Annotated in this window: 13 protein-coding genes and 2 pseudogenes; 5 read left to right on the forward strand and 10 right to left on the reverse strand. The window is 69.4% G+C overall.

Features of this window, described 5'->3' with window-relative positions:
• Nucleotides 1-176 precede the first annotated feature (176 nt).
• From ACH4UM_RS31405 to ACH4UM_RS31415, 3 genes and pseudogenes are all read left to right on the forward strand, one after another.
• Nucleotides 177-707, forward strand: a pseudogene (locus ACH4UM_RS31405) (potassium-transporting ATPase subunit C); the annotation flags it as partial.
• Nucleotides 708-843: 136 nt separating this feature from the next.
• Nucleotides 844-1,528, forward strand: a pseudogene (locus tag ACH4UM_RS31410) (response regulator).
• Nucleotides 1,529-1,861: 333 nt separating this feature from the next.
• Nucleotides 1,862-2,272 carry a VOC family protein gene (locus ACH4UM_RS31415; protein ID WP_398186660.1) on the forward strand — a complete coding sequence of 137 codons (411 nt, stop codon included), beginning with the start codon at nucleotides 1,862-1,864 and terminating at the stop codon, nucleotides 2,270-2,272.
• On the opposite strand, the gene ACH4UM_RS31420 is transcribed toward ACH4UM_RS31415, so the two are convergent.
• Nucleotides 2,197-3,219, reverse strand: a complete 1,023-nt coding sequence (locus tag ACH4UM_RS31420; RefSeq protein ID WP_398186886.1) for a HEAT repeat domain-containing protein — start codon at nucleotides 3,217-3,219, stop codon at nucleotides 2,197-2,199. The genes ACH4UM_RS31415 and ACH4UM_RS31420 overlap by 76 nt on opposite strands.
• A 471-nt stretch (nucleotides 3,220-3,690) precedes the next feature.
• Between ACH4UM_RS31420 and ACH4UM_RS31425 the strand changes: the two genes are divergently transcribed.
• Nucleotides 3,691-4,122, forward strand: a complete 432-nt coding sequence (locus tag ACH4UM_RS31425; RefSeq protein WP_398186663.1) for a hypothetical protein — start codon at nucleotides 3,691-3,693, stop codon at nucleotides 4,120-4,122.
• A gap of 354 nt (nucleotides 4,123-4,476) precedes the next feature.
• Here ACH4UM_RS31425 and ACH4UM_RS31430 read toward each other — a convergent pair whose 3' ends face one another.
• The 5 genes from ACH4UM_RS31430 to ACH4UM_RS31450 form a co-directional block, all read right to left on the reverse strand.
• Nucleotides 4,477-6,093, reverse strand: a complete 1,617-nt coding sequence (locus ACH4UM_RS31430; RefSeq protein ID WP_398186665.1) for an MFS transporter — start codon at nucleotides 6,091-6,093, stop codon at nucleotides 4,477-4,479.
• A gap of 16 nt (nucleotides 6,094-6,109) precedes the next feature.
• The gene (locus ACH4UM_RS31435; RefSeq protein WP_398186668.1) at nucleotides 6,110-7,411 is read right to left on the reverse strand and encodes an acyltransferase family protein; all 1,302 of its coding nucleotides are present in this window, start codon (nucleotides 7,409-7,411) and stop codon (nucleotides 6,110-6,112) included.
• A gap of 520 nt (nucleotides 7,412-7,931) precedes the next feature.
• Nucleotides 7,932-8,585, reverse strand: coding sequence for a hypothetical protein (locus ACH4UM_RS31440; protein WP_398186670.1), 654 nt, complete (start codon nucleotides 8,583-8,585; stop codon nucleotides 7,932-7,934).
• Nucleotides 8,586-9,048: 463 nt separating this feature from the next.
• Nucleotides 9,049-11,517 carry a SpoIIE family protein phosphatase gene (locus ACH4UM_RS31445; RefSeq protein WP_398186673.1) on the reverse strand — a complete coding sequence of 823 codons (2,469 nt, stop codon included), beginning with the start codon at nucleotides 11,515-11,517 and terminating at the stop codon, nucleotides 9,049-9,051.
• A gap of 277 nt (nucleotides 11,518-11,794) precedes the next feature.
• On the reverse strand, nucleotides 11,795-12,394 hold the full coding sequence (locus ACH4UM_RS31450) for a cysteine hydrolase family protein (RefSeq protein WP_398186676.1): 600 nt from the start codon (nucleotides 12,392-12,394) through the stop codon (nucleotides 11,795-11,797).
• A 625-nt stretch (nucleotides 12,395-13,019) separates the two neighbouring features.
• Here ACH4UM_RS31450 and ACH4UM_RS31455 point away from each other — a divergent pair.
• Nucleotides 13,020-13,346 (forward strand): plasmid stabilization protein, encoded by a 327-nt coding sequence (locus tag ACH4UM_RS31455; protein ID WP_398186678.1) that lies wholly within the window; start codon nucleotides 13,020-13,022, stop codon nucleotides 13,344-13,346.
• Nucleotides 13,347-13,408: 62 nt separating this feature from the next.
• Here the strand turns inward: ACH4UM_RS31455 and ACH4UM_RS31460 are convergent, their stop codons facing one another.
• Genes ACH4UM_RS31460 through ACH4UM_RS31475 form a run of 4 tightly spaced genes read right to left on the reverse strand, consistent with a single transcriptional unit; the run spans nucleotide 13,409 to nucleotide 17,359 of the window.
• Nucleotides 13,409-14,200 (reverse strand): hypothetical protein, encoded by a 792-nt coding sequence (locus ACH4UM_RS31460; RefSeq protein WP_398186681.1) that lies wholly within the window; start codon nucleotides 14,198-14,200, stop codon nucleotides 13,409-13,411.
• A 59-nt stretch (nucleotides 14,201-14,259) separates the two neighbouring features.
• Nucleotides 14,260-14,748 carry a hypothetical protein gene (locus tag ACH4UM_RS31465; RefSeq protein ID WP_398186683.1) on the reverse strand — a complete coding sequence of 163 codons (489 nt, stop codon included), beginning with the start codon at nucleotides 14,746-14,748 and terminating at the stop codon, nucleotides 14,260-14,262.
• A complete protein-coding gene (locus ACH4UM_RS31470) occupies nucleotides 14,745-16,019 on the reverse strand; it encodes an MCE family protein (protein ID WP_398186686.1) in 1,275 nt (424 codons plus the stop codon). The genes ACH4UM_RS31465 and ACH4UM_RS31470 overlap by 4 nt, the downstream gene beginning before the upstream one ends.
• Nucleotides 16,016-17,359, reverse strand: coding sequence for an MCE family protein (locus ACH4UM_RS31475; RefSeq protein WP_398186888.1), 1,344 nt, complete (start codon nucleotides 17,357-17,359; stop codon nucleotides 16,016-16,018). Before ACH4UM_RS31475 ends, ACH4UM_RS31470 begins: the two co-directional genes overlap by 4 nt.
• Nucleotides 17,360-17,363 lie beyond the last annotated feature (4 nt).

Consider the following 17,363-nt stretch of genomic DNA (forward strand, 5'->3'; position numbering starts at 1 on the left):
AGGTGCCGGCCTCCTCTTCCTGGGCGCGGCAGCACATCACGCGGGGAAGAGGGGACTCCTGTTACCGGCTGGAGTCCCCTCGCCGCGGCGTCCTTCACTTCGCACCTACCGTTACTCCGGTTCCCGTGTGGGCGAGGCCGACGGCAGATAGTCCTCTGTTGCTAATCCCGAAGCCGCAGGCGAACGGCTCCGAGATCAAGGCGGACGGCAGCGCCGTCGGCTCGTCCCTGATCGGGCAGTCGTACGACCTGCCGCTGAAGAAGGGCCAGCAGACCCCGGACGCGGACCTGAAGTGGTTCCAGGGCCGCCCGGCCAACGGGCTCGGCACGAACAGCGTCAACACGCGGTACAAGCTGATCCTGTCCGGCGCGACCAACCTGTCCGCCGACAGCAGGTTGCTCATCAAGCAGGTGGAGGACGCCAAGGCCGCCGTGGTGAAGGACAATTCGGTCCCCGGCCACACGGTCAGGCCGTTCGAGGTCCCCGCCGACGCGGTCACCTCCTCCGGCTCCGGCCTGGACCCGGACATCTCCCCGGCCTACGCCGAACTCCAGGTCCACCGGGTCGCCGCGAAGAACAACCTGCCGCTCGCGCAGGTGGAGAAGTTGGTCAAGGACCACACCGAGGGCCGCACCCTCGGTTTCATCGGCGAGCCCCGCGTGAACGTCCTGGAACTCAACATCGCGCTCAAGGACCTCGTAGCGAAGCAGCGACGGCCTTACGGATTCATACGGGAGCCGACGGCTCCGGGGGCACTCCCGGAGCCGTCGACTCCCGCCGCCGTGACGTCGGTTGCCTGCCTCCGGCGCGCAGGGCCCGACCTACGACAGTAGAGGCACACCCATGACCCGGGTGCTCGTGGTGGAGGACGACCCGCAGCTCGTGCGGGCCCTCGTCATCAACTTGCAGGCACGTCACTACGGCGTCGATTCCGCCCAGGACGGTGCCACGGTGCTTCGGCTCGCTGCCACCCGTCGGCCCGACGTGATCCTGCTCGACCTCGGTCTGCCGGACATGGACGGCGTCGACATCATCAAGGGCCTCCGGGGCTGGAGCCGCGTGCCGATCCTGGTCCTGTCCGCACGGCAGGCGTCCGCCGAGAAGGCGGGCCGCGCTCGACGCGGGCGCCGACGACTACGTCACCAAGCCCTTCAGCATGGACGAGTTGCTGGCCCGCCTGCGGGCCGCCGTCCGCCGTGCCGAGGACACCCCGCGCGTCCCCGAGACGACGCTGGTCGAGACGGACGACTTCAGCATCGACCTGCTCGCCAAGAAGGTCGTGCGGGACGGCCGGGACGTGCGGTTGACCCCGACCGAGTGGCAACTGTTGGAGATCCTGGTGACCAATCCGGGCCGGCTGATCACGCAGAAGCACCTCCTTCAGGAGGTCTGGGGGGTCTCGCAGAGCAACAAGACCAACTATCTGCGGGTCTACATGGCTCAGCTGCGGCGAAAACTGGAGACGGATCCCTCCCACCCCCGCCATCTGATCACAGAGCCCGGCATGGGTTACCGCTTCGAGGGATGACATGGCAGGCGGCAAGCTCAGGAGATCGAGTACCGGGGCAGCAGGTTCACCGAGATGGACGTGGACGGCGTCCCCACGCGTCCGCCCCCAGGTGGCGCTCGTGGACTCGTGTCGAAGCCGATTCCACTGCCAGCACCCGCACCGCCCACTTGACATCGTAGGCAGCCTACGGGCCGTCCGGCACCCGGCCCGACCGGGCAATGGTGGTGAGCGGCTGTGCCCCCTGGTAAGTCTGGCCTGGAAAGCGTTGCCATTGCGAGAAACTGACGAAAATGCAGCTCGCGAGATGATGGAATGCCTGTCGCGGAGTACACGCCCAAAGGAGCAAACAGGATGGCAAGTGCGGCACCGCAGAAGATCACCACGTTTCTGATGTTCGAGGGCCGGGCCGAGGAAGCGATGACCTTCTATACCTCGCTGTTCGACGACGCACAGATCATCGACATCACTTGCTACGACCCTGACGAATCCGGCGAGGAGGGCGCCGTGCGGCATGCCACGTTCTCGCTCGCCGGCCAGCGGTTCATGTGTATCGACAGCGCCGTGAGGCACGAATTCGGCTTCACCCCGGCAATCTCGTTGTATGTGCAGTGTGAGGACGAGGCCGAGATCGACCGCCTTTACGCGACCCTCGCTGAACAGGGCTCGGAGCTCATGCCTCTGGGGTCCTACGGCTTCAGTGCCAAGTTCGGCTGGGTCAACGATCGCTTTGGCGTCTCCTGGCAGCTGAACCTGCCCGGGTAGGCCAACAGCTGCAGCTGCACCTGCCCGCCACACGCGACCTCAGCGTCTGGACCCGCACTCGTGGGGAGCGAAAGTGAATCTCCTCTGGATCCACCGGCCCGTATCAAGGAGAACAGAGCACCAAAGGTCCACTTCGGCCTCGACGATGACCGCCGCCGACCACGGCAGCGGGCATGGCCCACGGGCGGCCGTGTTGCCGGCAGACTCCCGTCTGCCTTCGTTGAGGTTCTTGTGCGTCGATGTCGGCGTATGCACCCCTCGCGAAGGCGGCGGCGGTACCGCTTCGGAGGGGTGGCATGTGGGTCGTTCTGCAAAACCTGGCCGTGGCTACGCCGGGAACCGTGGGGCCGTCCTGTGGCGTCGCCGATAGACCTGCCTTGCCCCTGCCTAAGGGAGTGTCCTGTTACCCGAGACCGCGTGGGACGGTGCGTTCGTGGATGGTCCCGCCGGGTGCGTACCAGCCGGCCTTCTTGCGGACGGCCGGGCTCGGGTCCTGGGCGTGGGATGTTTCCAGGGCGGTGATGGCGCGGGCATCGGGTGTGGGCGAACCTGCCGACGAGTTCGGCGGCCATGCACCGGACGTGCGGGTCGGAGTCGGAGGCGAGGTGGCGCAGTGCGGGTTCGAGGACCCGGTCCGGGACCGGTGCGCAGGTGTCGCCCTTGCAGCGGTCGCAGGCCAGGCCGTGGAAGGCCGAGATCCTGACCCGGGCGTCGGGGCCGTCGGCCATGGCGATGAGTTCGTCCATCGAATCGGTGTCGACCAGGTGGTCGAGGAGGCGGCAGCAGCCATCGCGGACTGCCGGGTTCTCGTGGTGCAGTCCGGCGCGGATGGCGCTCGTCGCGTCCTCGTTGCGCCGCAGCAGCGCGTGGTAGGCGGCGACAGCGCGCTGCGGGTCGCCCAAGCAGGAGACGAGGGCTTCGTTGGCGGTTCCGGAGAATCCGAGCATGACCTCGGTCGCGAGCCGCACCAGGAAGCGCGGCAAAGGGATTTCCCTCCGTCGAAAGAAGCGCGCACCGTGGCGGGAATCGATCTCCCGGCACTGGTCCGCTTGAAGTGTTTGCGGTTGGAGGTCTCCCGCCTCGCCTCCTTGAACGGGGAGGGTACTGCTCAGGGCCCCGGCGGGTCGGCTCCTCGGCTGCCCACCGGGCGATGTCGATACAGAAGGCCCGTACCGATCCGAGCAGCCGGGTGTGGGCGGCGCGCTCGACGAGCGTCTCCTCCGCCATGCTGTCAGGCCGCTTGCGTCGCGGGGGCTGAGTCCGGCCGCCGCCTGCCTGTCGGCCCTCCGCCGGACACTGCGGAGATCACGTAGGATCAGGATTGACTATCGATCAACTGTGCAGTCACCCGCCTAGTTGGGGATTTCCCAACACCTCAGACCAAGGGCGACCGCGCAGGGGGGAAGGAAGAAAAACCGATGAAGTCAACCATTGTCCGGCGACGTCTCGCCGGGGCCGCGGTCACTGCCCTTGTGATCGGTGCGGGCGTCCTGGCGACCGCACCTTCGGCAGCGGCCAAGGCCAACGAGCTGGCCATCGACAACGTGTCGTTCCGCGACTCGAAGGTGCAGGTGCAGGTCACCTACTCCTGCGACCCTGGCATCGACCAAGAGCTCGTGGTCAACGCGGCGACGCTCGACCCGGACAGCCACGAAGGGGGCATCGCCGCAGGCATCGTCAAGCAGGACAAGCTCGTCTGCGACTACGCAAACCACATCGCGAAGATGACCTTGCGCACGGCCACCGGTACGCACTTCGCGAAGGAAGACAAGGTCAAGGTCAAGGTCTTCTACTTCGACAACAACGACGGGTTCATCTCAGCCGAGCAGACGGCCGTGGCTGTTCTGTGAGCCGGCCTGCACCCCGAGGAGGCCGCGCCTGAGAGCTCGGTGGCATCTTCACCGACTGCAGCCCTGACCGGCGCTGGCCGAGCTCGGGAAAACAGCTGTGCTACCGGCAACCGCGCCTGCCGGTAGCGCGCCGCGTCGGCATGGCGTCCGGGTGGAGAAGCGGTCCAGGATGCTCAACGGGACGGCCTGAGCGGACACGCTCGACCAGGAGCCGCCTGCCATGCATGGCCAGCCGGACATTACGGTGGGACACGAAGACCTCCCTGCGGTGCAGTCCTGGACAGCTCCACCACGGCGGAGGTCTTCGTCATTGATCAAGTGATCAATCCCGACGATGGTCAACGAGGCTCGTGATCAGTGCAGTTGGCGCCTGAGCCGTGGTCCTGCCGTGCCCGGTGCGGGGAGCTGGTGCGCGATGGCCGGCGGGGCGTCTGCTTCCTGGCCGGGCGTGTGGGTGTGGTCGCCGCGTCGGGGGGCTCGGGCGGCCACGTAGAGTGCGGTGGCGGCCAGTACCGCGGCACCCACTTGAAGGGCGGTGGAGGCACCGTCGACGAAGGCGTGTTCGGCCGCGCTCACCAGGCGAGCGCCGGCGACGCCGTAGTGGTCGGCCATGCCGGTCTGCACGAACGCCACCGATGATCGGGCGTGTTCGCGCGCGGGTGCGGGCAGGCCGGCGAGGGCATGTTCGATGCCCGAACGGTAGCGGTCGTTGAGGATGCTGCCCAGGATGGCGATGCCGAGGGCGCTTCCGAACTCGCGGGAGGTGTCGTTGACGGCGGAGGCCACGCCCTGGCGGGACGGCGGGAGTGAGGCCACGATCGCCGTCGTCGCCGGGGTGGAGGCCAGCGCCATCCCGGCTGCGAAGACCACCAGACCGGCTGCGAACTGCCAGTAGTGGAAGTCGACGCCCAGGCCGGAGAGGGTGAACAGTCCGGCGGCGATCATGAGCAGTCCTGCCGCGCCCACCCAGTTGGCGCCGAAGCGGGACGTGAGCGCCGGTACGCGACGGGACGTCGGCAGCATCACCACAGGCAGCGGGAGCATGGCGAGCGCGGCCTGGGCTGGGGAGTAGCCGACGATGAACTGCAGGTACTGCAGGCCGATGAAGAAGAATCCGAACGAGGCGAAGAACTGGATGGTCACCGACAGCGATCCGGTGCCGAACCCGCGCAGCCGGAAGAGGCGGGGGTCGAGCATGGGCTGCGGTGTGCGCAGCTCCCACAGCACGAATCCGACGAGGCTCGCGCCGCCCACGGTGAAGCCCATGTCGGTGAACGGGTCGCTCCAGCCGCGGTCGGGCCCTTCGATGATGCCGAAGACCAGGCCACCGATGGTGAGCAGGGACAAGATCGCGCCCGGAACGTCGAATCGCTGAGGCTGGTCGTCGCGGGATGCGGGGATGAACAGGAGCACGCCGACGGCCGCCAGCAGCGCCAGCGTGACGTTCAGTGAGAAGAACGAGCTCCAGTCGAAGAACTCCAGCAGTGCACCGGATGCGAGTAGGCCGATGACGGCGCCCCCGCCTGCGACACCCACCCACAGTGCGACCGCACTCGCGCGTTCCTGTGGTGGGAAGGAGGTGGTGATGACCGACAGGGTCACCGGCATCACCAGGGCGGCGCCCAGTCCCATCACCGCCCGCATGGCGATCAGGACGACCGGATCGCTGCTGAGCAGGGCCACCGCGGCGGCGGCGCCGAAGACGGCGAGCCCGGCGAGCAGGACGCCCCTGCGGCCGTAGCGGTCGCCGACCGCGCCGGCGGGCAGCAGGAGGCCGGCGAAGACGACGGTGTAGGCGTCGACGATCCATTGCAGCTCGGTCTGCGAGGCGCCGGTGTCGCGGGCGAGGGCGGGCAGGGCGACGTTCAGTCCGCTGACGGCGGAGACCACCATCATCAGCGCCAGGGCTATGACGGTCAGCACCGCTCGGCGACGGCCGGGGGAGAGGACGACGGGGGGACGGCTGGGCATGGGGGTGCACCTCACATCAGAATTCACCAGGTGATGAATTCTGCACGTGATGAATTTTGCTGTCAACACGACCGGAGGACGGGTTTTGTCGACATCGGAAGGGACCGCGGAAAGGCTGGAGCGTGGGCGGCTGCAGGCTGGACAGGGCGGTGTTCAGCGCGCAGCGCATGGCCAGCGCGATCGGGCGCTCGACGAACCGGTGCGCGAGGTAGGACAGCACGAGCAGGGTGCTGACCGTGACCCCGACCAGGAGCAGGGGGTCCACCCGGTCGCCGTAGTGGTGTGCGACGGTCATGCCGATGCTGTCGTGCAGCAGGTAGAGCGGAAAGGTCAAGGTTCCCGCTACGGTCAGCCCGCGCCAGCGGATCTTGCGGGTCCAGCCGACCGCGATGGCGGCGATCAGCAGGAAGAACACCGTGACCGCCAGGATCAGCCACCCGCGCCACGGCGACCAGGTGTCCCAGTTGTTACGGCCGCCGGTGGGCGCCAGTAGGAAATGCAGCGCCAGCAGCCACGACAAGGCGACGATGCCCCACAGCAGCGGCGCCGGCCGGTAGCGGTACATGAGGTGAAAGGCCATGCCTGCGATGAAGTAGGGGGCCGACACCGGGTTGACCACGAGCGTGAGCAGGGGGATGTGGGCGGCGGGCGCGAGCACCGTGGCGACTGTCCACAACCCGCAGAAGGTCACCACCCGCTGGTAGCTGAGGCCCTTCCACACCACGACCGCGAAGGTGAGGTAGAAGCAGAGTTCTGGCCAGAGCGTCCAGTAGACCGGGTCCAGATTGGCCACACCGAGCGCGGCTTGCAACATGGTGAAGTTCGCGAGGAGGACCCGCGGATGGGGATGCCCGAACGGGCTGTCGGCCAAGTAGATGACGCACGCCGACACCACGATCGCGATCCAGTACATCGGGTACAGACGGGTGACGCGCGAGATGAAGAAGTCACGCGGGGTGCGCCCCCAGGCGCTCATGCAGATGACAAAGCCGCTGATCAGGAAGAACAGGTCGACGCCGAGCCGTCCGAAGGCGAAATAGCGGTGCAGCTCCGGGAAGGTGCTCTGGTACGGGCGACCCCAGACGACCCTCATCGCCCCGGGTGTCTGGCCGACGAAGTGGAAGAGCACCACCGATAGCGCCGCGAGGAACCGCAGCCCGTCCAACGCGGGCAGCCGCTCCCTCCTCACGCCCCGCCTGGTCCCGATCACCCCTGCCGCGGTGGCCGCCTGCCGCAACGGCCGTGCGACCGTTGCCTCGTTGCCCCGTCTCGTGGTCACGCCGGCCGATGCCGATACGGTGCGATCCGTCTGAGTCATGCATCCTCGTCAAGGGGGGTGTTTTCCTGACAGGGCCGTGGGACCCCGATCACATGCCCGATGGGCGGATGACTCGCGCTCTTTCCGCTTCAGGGCGGGCGACGGGACTGTCCTGGCCCATAGATGGCCCTACCCGCTCCCAACCGTCAGATGGGGGGCCGTCAGGGTGAGACACGCACACAGCAGGGGGCGACTCCGCCGGCACATGCTGCTGTGCGTCGCCACGCTCGTGGTGCGCACTCGGCGCGGGGAGGCGTTGAAGCTCTACGCCAAAGCGCGCATGCCGCTGGGATGCCGTGCCCGGCAACTCCTTGCCCGCGCGATCCACAGCCTCGTCGATGCCCGGATTCACCACACCGCCCGGACCTGGGCAGACGGGACGCGCACCGATCGAAGCGTCACGGAGCCCTCGTCATACGGCAGTCCGGCTCGTTGCCGGCGCGGGAAGGGCACGGGCGTTGAAGATCACCGGCCGTGTGCTCATGGGCAGGCTCCGGCCCGGCCGCACTACCGCCGTCGCTCAGCGGGTGAGGAGCACATAGGTGTTCTCGAGCTCGTCCTGGATGACGTGGGCTTGCCCGTCGGCCGTTCTGACGCGCAGGTCCTCCGCCGGTGTGTGGACCCGGTATCGCCAGCCCTGTGGGGGACTCAGCCGGTCGCCGAGCGTGTCCAGGGAATCAAGACTCAGGCTGTCGTCAACGGTGTGGGCGTACGCCTGAAGGACGTAGGTGCGTCCGTCGGGAGCGTGCAGCGAGTAGACCGGCTTGCCTCCGGCCAGCAGGTACTCCGTGTCACGATCGACAGTGGTGTCGACGTAGTACTTCCTCGGTGTCGCCCCGTCCGGGGCCGATTCCGCGGGGATATGCACCTCGGCCACCAGCCGGGCTTCGACACCGTCGAACCTCGTGACCTCACCCGTCGAGAACGCCGTGAGCTCATCGATCACCCAGTGGCGGGGACCGTTCAGGAGTACCAGGGGCACCTGGAACTGCTCCGCGATCGCACGCGGATTGAGCCTGTCCCACCACTCCTGAGGGCAGTCGTTGAGGCCGAGCGTGTTGTACACGGCTGCCTTGAGCCCGCCGGACTCGTCAGCCGAGGTGAGCAGGATCTCGCCGTAACGCGCGTCCCGCAGACCACTGATGTGGCGGAGCGCGTCAGCCGTATGGGGCATGGCTCCTCCTCCGCGCGGCTTCGGACGCCACGGGTGAAGCGGTGCAGGGCGCCGACATACGGTGGATGCCCGAACCAGCGAGTGGGTCCAGGACCGGGGTGGCCCTGCCGGGAAAGTCGGCCACGGGGCATCGGCGCCGACACGCAGGTCCGTGGCGGGCTTCGCCGGGGCGCTGCGCCCGGGCGCGGAGCCGCCGGTCGACGCCGGGATCGGTGACCCGGTCCCTGGCACCAGCATCCATCACGACGAATGCCGACGCCACCCAGGCCCTGAGCCCAGAGGCTGATGATCGTGACGTTCGTGATGTCGATACTCCCAGTGCTGGTCACGCTCCGGCCGGCCCCGTGCTGGACGCTGCTTCCGCTGTACCGATCAGTCTGCGCTTCATCGAGCGGCGAGCCACAGACGCGGCCGTGTGAGCCGCCCGCCCACCCACGGCCATCGGCCACTGCCGGATCGCCGGTCACTGATGGGGTTCGCTCGCTTCGCCGCAGGAGACCGGCAGTTCCGCCCAGATGATCTTGCCGGCTCCGGTGTAGCGGGTGCCCCAGCGCAAGGCGAACTGGGCCACGAGGAACAGGCCTCGGCCCCCTTCCTCGACGACTCCGGCCCGTCGCAGGTGCGGAGAGGTGCTGCTCTGGTCGGACACCGCGCAGATCAGCCGGTTCTGGGTCCGGATCAGGCGGAGCGCGATGGGGCCGCGGGCGTGCCGGATCGCGTTGGTGACCAGTTCGCTGACGATCAGCTCTGCGGAAAACGCCATCTCCTCCAGCCGCCACTGCGCAAGGCGGTCACTTGTCAGCGCCCGGGCCTCTCCCACCGCGGTTGGTTCGAAGGCCAGGTTCCAGGAGGCGACGTTCTCGGCGGGGAGCGGGCGTGGGCGGGCGACGAGGAAGGCGACGTCGTCCGGGGGGCGGTCCGGCAGCAAGGTTCGCTCCATGGTGTCGCAGATTTCCTCCAGGGGGCGGTCGGGGTGAGCGAGGGCGAAGGCCAGTCGTTCCAGGCCGGTGTCCGCGGAGCCGTCGGAGGCCATGATCAGGCCATCGGTGTAGAGGGCGAGGACGGCGCCCTCCGGGATTTCCACCTCGGCCGACTCGAACGGCAGCCCGCCGATGCCCAGCGGGGGACCCGCCGGTATTTCGGGGAATTCCACCGCCTTCTCCAGGTGGGCGACGGCGGGTGGCGGATGGCCCGCGCGGGCGAATGTGGCGCGGCACGTGACGGGATCGTAGATGCCGTACAGGCAGCTGGCACCGACCACGCCCTCGACGCCAAAGGGATGCGCCGCATCAGCCTCCTCCGCCAGACGGTTGACCAGGTCATCGAGGTGGGAGAGCAACTCGTCGGGCGGCAGGTCCAGGTCGGCCAGCGTGTGGACGGCGGTGCGGAGCCGTCCCATCGTCGCTGCGGCCTGGATGCCGCGGCCGGTGACGTCTCCGACGACCAGCCCCACCCGGGCACTGGCCAGCGGCAGCACGTCGAACCAGTCGCCGCCCACTCCTGCCTCGGTGTCAGCGGGCAGATAGCGGTAGGCGGCCTCCACGGCCGCGTGGGTGGGCAGCTCGTGAGGCAGGAGGCTTCGTTGCAGGGTGAGCGCGGACTGGTGCTCGCCCGTGTATCGGCGCGCGTTGTCGATGCACACGGCGGCGCGGGCGGCGAGTTCCTCGACGAGCAGCAGGTCTTCGGCGGCGAAGGGGCCCGGGCTGCGCCAGCGCATGAGGGTGGCCACCCCCATGGTGATTCCCCGAGCGCGGAGCGGAACCACCAGATGGGAATGTATGCCCAGCTTGTGGATGCCTGCGCTGCGCACGGGATCCTGAAGCAGCCACGGGCTGGACAGGTCCAGGTCGGCATTCAGGATGGGATGCCCGGTCGCCATGCACTGCCACTGCGGGGATCCTTCCGGGTAGCCGACCGTCCGGCCGGGCGGGACGACGGCCTCGGGCAGGTCTTCCCGGACGCAGCGGTGGACGACCCGGCGCAGGACGCCTGTCCGGCCGGCAGACCGAGTGCCGGGTTCCCGACCGGCCAGCACGTCGCCGAGCAGGTCGAGGGCGGCGAAGTCGGCGACGCGGGGCACCAGGACCTCGGCCAGTTCCTGGGCCGTGCGTCCAAGGTCAAGGGTGCTGCCGATCAGGGCGCTGGCCTCGTTGAGCAGAGCAAGACGCCGTTGCGCGTGGTGGAGGTCGGTGACATCCACCGACTCCTCGCACACTCCCAGCGGCCGGCCCTCTGCGTCCTGCAGCCGGTAGTAGGACAGTGACCACACGTGTTCACGGCCGGGGTCCGCAGGGGGACGGCCTCGGTAATGGAGGCCCACGACGGTCTGCCCGGTATCGAGCACCCTGCTCATGAGCTGCGTGACCGAGGACGGGTACTGCGCAGACAGAACCTGACTTCCCGGGTACAGCTCGTCCTCGCTGCGTCCCAGGTACTGGGCGAACGCCCCGGGGAGTTCCTGCCGGGCCGCTGCGTTCGCCCACGCCACTCGCAAGTCGGGTCCGTAGATCGTCAGTCCGACGGGGGACTGCGTGGTGATGCCGTACAGCATCGCCTGCTGCAGCTGCCACCCCCGGAGTTCCTCGGCGTCTGCGAGGAGCAGAAGGAGGGTGGGGCCTGCCACGGTGTCGGGGAGTCGGTGGCAGACCGCCGCCACCGGCAGCAGGCGACCGGAACCGTGACGGAAAGTGATGGTCCGGCAATGCTCGGTGGCAGTGAGCCACCCCACGGCCCCTTCCCCCTCTACTTGCGCCGACAGGGTGTCGATCGAGTGCCCGAGCACCTCCTGAGCCTGGTAACCGAGCAACTGCTCGGCCTCCGGGCTCCAGCCCGTCACCTGTCCCCGGCCGTCCAGGACGACGGTGGCGGCCCGTGTGACCCTCAGAGGGTCGCCGAGGTCAGCCGCCCCGGGTTCACTCGATGGTTTGGTCATCGCATGTCCGTTCTCGCCGAACCCCTGCGGCCGGGCAGGCCCGCTCCCTTCCTCAAGGATCGGCCCGCAACAGGTGCGGCACAAACGCCCAGCCGCGCCTCCTGCCCAACTGGACTCCGTCACGGCCCCGGAAGCCAACGTCACGGCCGCCGCGCCGTGATCACCGGCCTCACCAGCGGAACCTCGCAGTGCTGGGGAAGTCGGTGTCGGGCAGGCCTGTCATGCGCAGTGCCGGGGCGCACCACTGCCCCAGGCCTTGGTCCACGCCCGGAGCGGGTCAACGGGTACGTCCGGAACCTTTGTGCCGTGGCCGAGGATCGGCCGTGTCGGCGAACGGGTGGGCGAAGTCGACTTCCTTCGCGGTGGTGATCCGGGCGCCCATGTTGCGCTCCATCATTTCCAGGGCGGCGGACTCCAGATGGGGATGGATGGAGGCGACGGCGTCCATGGGCACCGTGACCCCCAGGTGGCGGATGTGCGCATCCAGAGCGGAGTAGAGGACGCACTGCTCGGTGACCTGACCGCTCAGCACCACGTGTCCGACGCTCAATCGCCACAGGAGGTAGGCCAGGGGCGTCTCGTAGAAAGCGGAATGGCGGGCCTTCACCACGAAGAGCGACTCGTCGTCGGGCCTTATCGGATCGATCAGGTCGGCGTGCGGTCGGGCCAGCGCGGTTTCCACGAGTTCTCCGTGGTGGGAGCGCCACGATCCGAAGTTGTCGTTCGCATAGATCACCGGCACGTCCGCCCTGCGGGCGCGGCCGATCAGCTCCGCCAGGACGGGCACGACACGTTGGGCAGACGGCACGAGCAGCTCGGCGTCCTCGTGCTCGTATGTGTTGATCATGTCGATCACGATGAGAGCGAGCCCTGTCATGCCTGCCGGCTGGTGCACGGTCTGCGCTGCCCGTCCAGTGCTGTCAGTCGCGCAGGGGCGGCAGCGTCTTCGTGCGGTAGCAGGTCGAAGAAGTTCCGAAGTGTCCGAGGTCGGGCATCCTGTCTCCCCGGTGGAGCGTGGTGACGGTGCTGGGGACGGAGTACCCGGCGGACCTTCGGGCCTAACACGGGCGCGCGTGGTCGGATCAGGACCCCGCGATCCAAGGACTGATGACGACCGAGGCCGGCGTACCGGTGGTCGTGGGGGTTGTTCGCCCGTGTCGATCCCTTGGCGCTCACCAGGATGGGCGCGTCTGCTGTGGCGCATGGTGCCACCGTGCTGTACGACGTGTCGCTGGTCACCGGCGAGCGCGAGATCCGGCCGGTCGGGCAGTGCGGTCCACAGCTTTCTCGAAGTGCTGCCCCGTGGCAGCAGGGGGCACGACGGCAAGTGCTTCGGATGGGTCCCCGGGGAACTCGCCGACCCGCGACGGGGGTGAGGAAGGCGAACGAATGCCGCCGGACCAGTGGGCACCGAGCCCACGATTCCGGGCCCGAGTGCCCGTCGCTTCGTGGTGCGGTGCGAGGAAGGCACCTGACCGTCCGTACGAGAAAGGAAAGCCACCATGCCGGCTGGATCGAGCTCCAAGCGTGAGCGCCAGTACGAACACATCAAGAAGAGTGCCGAGGACCGTGGCGAATCGCCGAAGCGGGCCAAGGAGATCGCGGCACGGACGGTCAACAAGGAGCGGGCCAGGTCGGGCGAGTCGGAGACCGCCGGCAAAGCCTCGACTCGTGACCCGAAGTCGGCGTACCAACGTGGTGGGCAGCGCTCGCACAGCGGCGCGGAAGGGCCCACCAGGGATCAGCTGTACGAAGAGGCCAGGAAGCGCAACATTCGCGGACGCTCCTCGATGACCAAGAAGCAGTTGGAGAACGCACTCGGCCGCTGACGCGAGGGGCCTCGCCGAGCGCGCGGTCCGGCCCAGCTGCTGAGGCGGGGCCCCGGTGCAGGTCAGAGTGCGTCCAGGGCGCTCACCTTCCAGCCGGACGACGTGCGGGTCAGCGTCATCCGCACCCGGTTCAGATCCAGGCGGGACCCGGACACCTGGGTGCTTTGCGTGACCTGGTTGACGAACAGCAGCACGACGGCCCGGTCCGGCGTGGCCGACACGACGGAGGCCGCCGGGACACCGCCGTTCCCGGGCGTCGCCGTCGTCGCCTTCACCACGCCGTGGTACTTCCTCGCCGTCGGCCCGACCACCGTCCTCGTGGTCTTGAGGTACTCGTCGCGGAAGGCCCCGGTCAGATGGGCAAGGGCCTGCGCGAAGTCCCGGTCCAGGTGCCGGTAGTCGTACGACAGCACCACCGGCGCCGCCTTCTGCGCGGCCGCGAGGGCCTGGCCCCGCGCCGCTTCCGCCCGTCGGCCGTCCTGGTACTGCCGGGCGAGGACGCCGGCCGCGACCAGGGCCGCCACGAGGACGGCGCAGAGTGCCGCGGTGAGCACTCGCCGGCCGGGCCGCCACGAGCGCGTGCTCTCCTCCGGTTCCTCCCCGACGGGCTCCGGCGACGGCTCCGGCGGGTCGTCCCAGCCGTCCGCCGGCGGCTCGACCAGCAGCGTTTGCCCGGACGGGTGCTCCCCTTCGGTTCGCCGCGCTTCCTCGTCTGCCGGACCGGAGGCCGTACCGGCGCCGCGCTCCTCGTCCGCCGGCCGCCGGGTGCGCTTGGCCGCCGCGCGGGCGGCGGCGGTCAGGGTGCGGCGGGCGGGGGAGCCGGCACCGCGGGCTCGGGTGGTCGGGTTCGCCACGGTCTTTCTCCTCACTGGTGGTGCCTGGTGGTGCCTGGTGGTGCGCGACGCGGGCGCGGTCAGCCCACGAACTCGACGTCCGAGGTCAGCCAGCGGCCGCCCCGACGCACGAGGTCGAGCTGGAGCCGGTAGGTGCGCGCCTGTCCCTCGGGCACGGCGGTGTTGGTCACCTTGCTGTCGGCGACGACCAGGACCCGGGCCGCGTGCTCGTCGCAGCGCACGATGCCCGCTTCGAGGACCTGCCCCTCGGACACCGACTTGTTCCGGGCGACGAGCTTGGTCAGCTCCGCGGTCTGCGCGGCGAACTGCTTCCTGAAGTCACCGGTGGCGCCCTGCAGCACGTTCCGGCTGTCCTGGGCGTAGTGCCGGTAGTCGAGCGAGGTGAAGTTCAGCGCCGACTGGCGGGCCGCCGCCAGGACGTCCTGGCGGCGCTGCTCCGCCGTACGCTGGTCGGCCAGCCGCACGCCGAGCCAGCCGGACAGCGCGGTCACGAGGACGGTCGCGGCGACGAGCCCCGCGAGCAGTACCCTGCGGCGCCCTCCGTTCATGCCATCGGTCCCACTAGCAGCCATTGCCACGACTCCTTTCCGAACGTGGTCTGTTCGCCGCCCGTCGAGCCGACCTCGACGGGGGTCCCCTCCGGCCCGGTGGTGGCGCCGGTCTCCGGGTCGTACGGGGTGACGTACGCGGACCGGTTCGCGCCGCCCGTACCGGCCGTCGCGCCGGGGGCGTTCTGCGCGCCGCGCACCGAGGTCTTGCCGCCGCGCGGTGCCGCGCAGTGCGCGGCGGTGTTCGCCGGGCGCGTGCTGGTGTCGGAGGGGTCGCGCTGCCGGGTGCCGTAGCCCTGGGTGCAGGCGGGCGGGTCGTTCGCGTTCACCACGAGCCCGAAGTGGGTGGTGCCGTCGCCGGGTACGACGGTGTAGCTGCCCGCGACCACCACCGGGAAGGTGACCAGCGCCTGCTCCACGCCGGGCAGCCGGGCGAGCGTGACCTGGCCGCCGCTGATGAGGTTGGCCAGCAGGACCGGCAGGTCCGGCCGGGTGGACTTCAGAAGGCTGTCGATCTGCTCGGCGGCGGGCGCCGCATTGCCGATCAGCCGGCGCAGGTCCCCGTCGCTCGACTTCAACTGTGCGGTGAGCGCCGCCAGATCGTGGGAGAACGACTTGATGGCCGAGCCCTGGTCGGCCTGGGTCTTGAGCACCGTCCGGGAGTCCTCTATCAACGAGAGCGTCTCGGGGAGGGAGTCGGACGCCGACTCGACGAGCGCGTTGCCGGAGTCCACCAGGCGGCTCAGCCGGGGTCCGGTGCCGGCGAAGGCCTGGCCCAGCTCGCCGACGGTGGTGCGCAGATCGTCCTTGCCGACGGAGTTGACCAGCCGGTCCAGGCTGAGGACGAGGTCCGTGACGGGCAGCGGGGTCCGGGTGCGGCTGCGCGGAATCGGGCTGCCGTCCCTCAGATACGGGCCGCCGGACCGCCGGGGCTGCAGGTCGACGTACTGCTCGCCCACCGCCGAACGGTCGGCGACCACGGCCAGGGTGTCGGCCGGGATCCGTGGCGTGCCGTCCTTGATCTGCAGCGCCACCGACACTCCCGCCCCGGTCAGCCGCAGATCGCCCACGCGGCCCACCGGCACCCCGCGGTAGGTGACCTCGGCGCCGGGGAAGACGCCCCCCGAGTCGGCGAAGTCGGCCCGCACGGTGTAGCCGCGGCCCAGGACGCCGTCGACCAGCCCCGTGTACGTGGCGCCGACGTACGACACCCCGACGGCGGTGACGGTGGCGAAGGCGAGCAGCTGGGCCTTGACCGTACGTGTGATCACGGCTGAATCCCCTTCAGCATCAGCTCGGCGAGCGCGAGGTCGATCCCCGGCGGGAGGCGGCGTGCGTTTCCCGGGCTGCCGTCTTTGGAGGTGCCGTACTCCGAGGCCCCGTACTGCGAGTTGCCGTAGCGCGCGGTGCACACCGGCGGGCACAGGGGCTCGGAACCGCTCGCGGGCGCCGAGGGCCCGGCGGTCGGCTTCGGCACCTTCGGCAGGCCCGGGGCGCTCGGCAGCGCCGTGGGCGTCGGCACGCCGGGCAGGCTCGGGAGGGTCGGCAGGTTCGGCAGCGAGGGGACCGGGACCGGCTGTTTCCCGGAGCCGCCACCGTTGCCGGGCTTGTCGGTGAGGTTGCCGTAGAGGTCCGCCAGGTCGAGGTCGGCGGTCATCTTCAGGTTGACGTAGTCGCCCTTGACGGCGTCGACCGCGTTGCGCGGGAACGGGTAGGTGGTCATCAGCTCCAGCGCGTTGGGCAGGTCGTCTCCGGCCCTGTTGAGCTGTTGCAGGATCGGCCGGATCTGCTTGAGGTCGGCGACGGTGTCGTCGCGTGAGGCATTGACGACCCTGGTGCCCGTCCTGCCGAGCCGGGACAGCGCGGTGAGCATCCTCGTCAGGTCGTGCCTCTGGTCGGCCAGGACCTTCAGGGCGGGCGGGATCGTGTCGACGGCCTCGGCGATCGTCTTCTTCTCCGTCCCGAGCCGCTTGGCCAGCCGGTCGATGCCCTTGAGCGCGCGGACGATCTGCGCACGCTGCTCGTCCAGGCCGCCGAGGAAGGTGTCGAGCTGCTTGAGCAGGGACCCGACCCGGTCCTCGCGCCCCGCCAGGGCCTTGTTCAGCTCCACGGTGATCGTCTTGAGTTGGGCCACCCCGCCGCCGTTGAGGAGCGCGGACAGGGCGGAGAGCACCTCCTCGATCTCCGGGTTGCGGCCACTGCGGGACATCGGGATCACGGCGCCGTCGCGGAGCCGCCCGACGGGCGGGGCGCCGGCCGGGGCGGACAGCGCCACGTACTTCTCGCCGAGCATGCTGGTCTGCGCGAGGTCGGCCACCGCGTTGGCGGGCAGTTTCACCGAGTCGGCGACGCGCAGCCGGACGCGCGCGTGCCAGCCGTCCAACTCGACCTTCTCGACCGCTCCCACCGTCACGTTGTTCACCTTGACCGCCGACTGCGGTACCAGATCGAGTACGTCCCTGAACTCGACCGTGACGTGGTAGGCGTGGCCGTCCGCCGCGGCACCGCCGGGCAGCGGGACGTCGTACCAGCCGTTGAACTCGCAGCCGGACAACAGCAGCGAACCGGCCGCCGTCCATGCCGCCACCCGGCCCTTGCGCACCGCGCTCATGCCG

It is taken from the genome of Streptomyces sp. NPDC020801 (assembly GCF_044334385.1).
GTDB lineage: Bacteria > Actinomycetota > Actinomycetes > Streptomycetales > Streptomycetaceae > Streptomyces.

What these genes read in the sequence shown, in the direction of transcription:
- ACH4UM_RS31445 (WP_398186673.1), bottom strand. Translation starts at nt 11,517, where the DNA reads ATGACCAAACCATCGAGTGAACCCGGGGCGGCTGACCTCGGCGACCCT.
- ACH4UM_RS31450 (WP_398186676.1), bottom strand. Translation starts at nt 12,394, where the DNA reads ATGACAGGGCTCGCTCTCATCGTGATCGACATGATCAACACATACGAG.
- ACH4UM_RS31420 (WP_398186886.1), bottom strand. Translation starts at nt 3,219, where the DNA reads ATGCTCGGATTCTCCGGAACCGCCAACGAAGCCCTCGTCTCCTGCTTG.
- ACH4UM_RS31475 (WP_398186888.1), bottom strand. Translation starts at nt 17,359, where the DNA reads ATGAGCGCGGTGCGCAAGGGCCGGGTGGCGGCATGGACGGCGGCCGGT.
- ACH4UM_RS31430 (WP_398186665.1), bottom strand. Translation starts at nt 6,093, where the DNA reads ATGCCCAGCCGTCCCCCCGTCGTCCTCTCCCCCGGCCGTCGCCGAGCG.
- ACH4UM_RS31435 (WP_398186668.1), bottom strand. Translation starts at nt 7,411, where the DNA reads ATGACTCAGACGGATCGCACCGTATCGGCATCGGCCGGCGTGACCACG.
- ACH4UM_RS31440 (WP_398186670.1), bottom strand. Translation starts at nt 8,585, where the DNA reads ATGCCCCATACGGCTGACGCGCTCCGCCACATCAGTGGTCTGCGGGAC.
- ACH4UM_RS31415 (WP_398186660.1), top strand. Translation starts at nt 1,862, where the DNA reads ATGGCAAGTGCGGCACCGCAGAAGATCACCACGTTTCTGATGTTCGAG.
- ACH4UM_RS31455 (WP_398186678.1), top strand. Translation starts at nt 13,020, where the DNA reads ATGCCGGCTGGATCGAGCTCCAAGCGTGAGCGCCAGTACGAACACATC.
- ACH4UM_RS31465 (WP_398186683.1), bottom strand. Translation starts at nt 14,748, where the DNA reads ATGAACGGAGGGCGCCGCAGGGTACTGCTCGCGGGGCTCGTCGCCGCG.
- ACH4UM_RS31425 (WP_398186663.1), top strand. Translation starts at nt 3,691, where the DNA reads ATGAAGTCAACCATTGTCCGGCGACGTCTCGCCGGGGCCGCGGTCACT.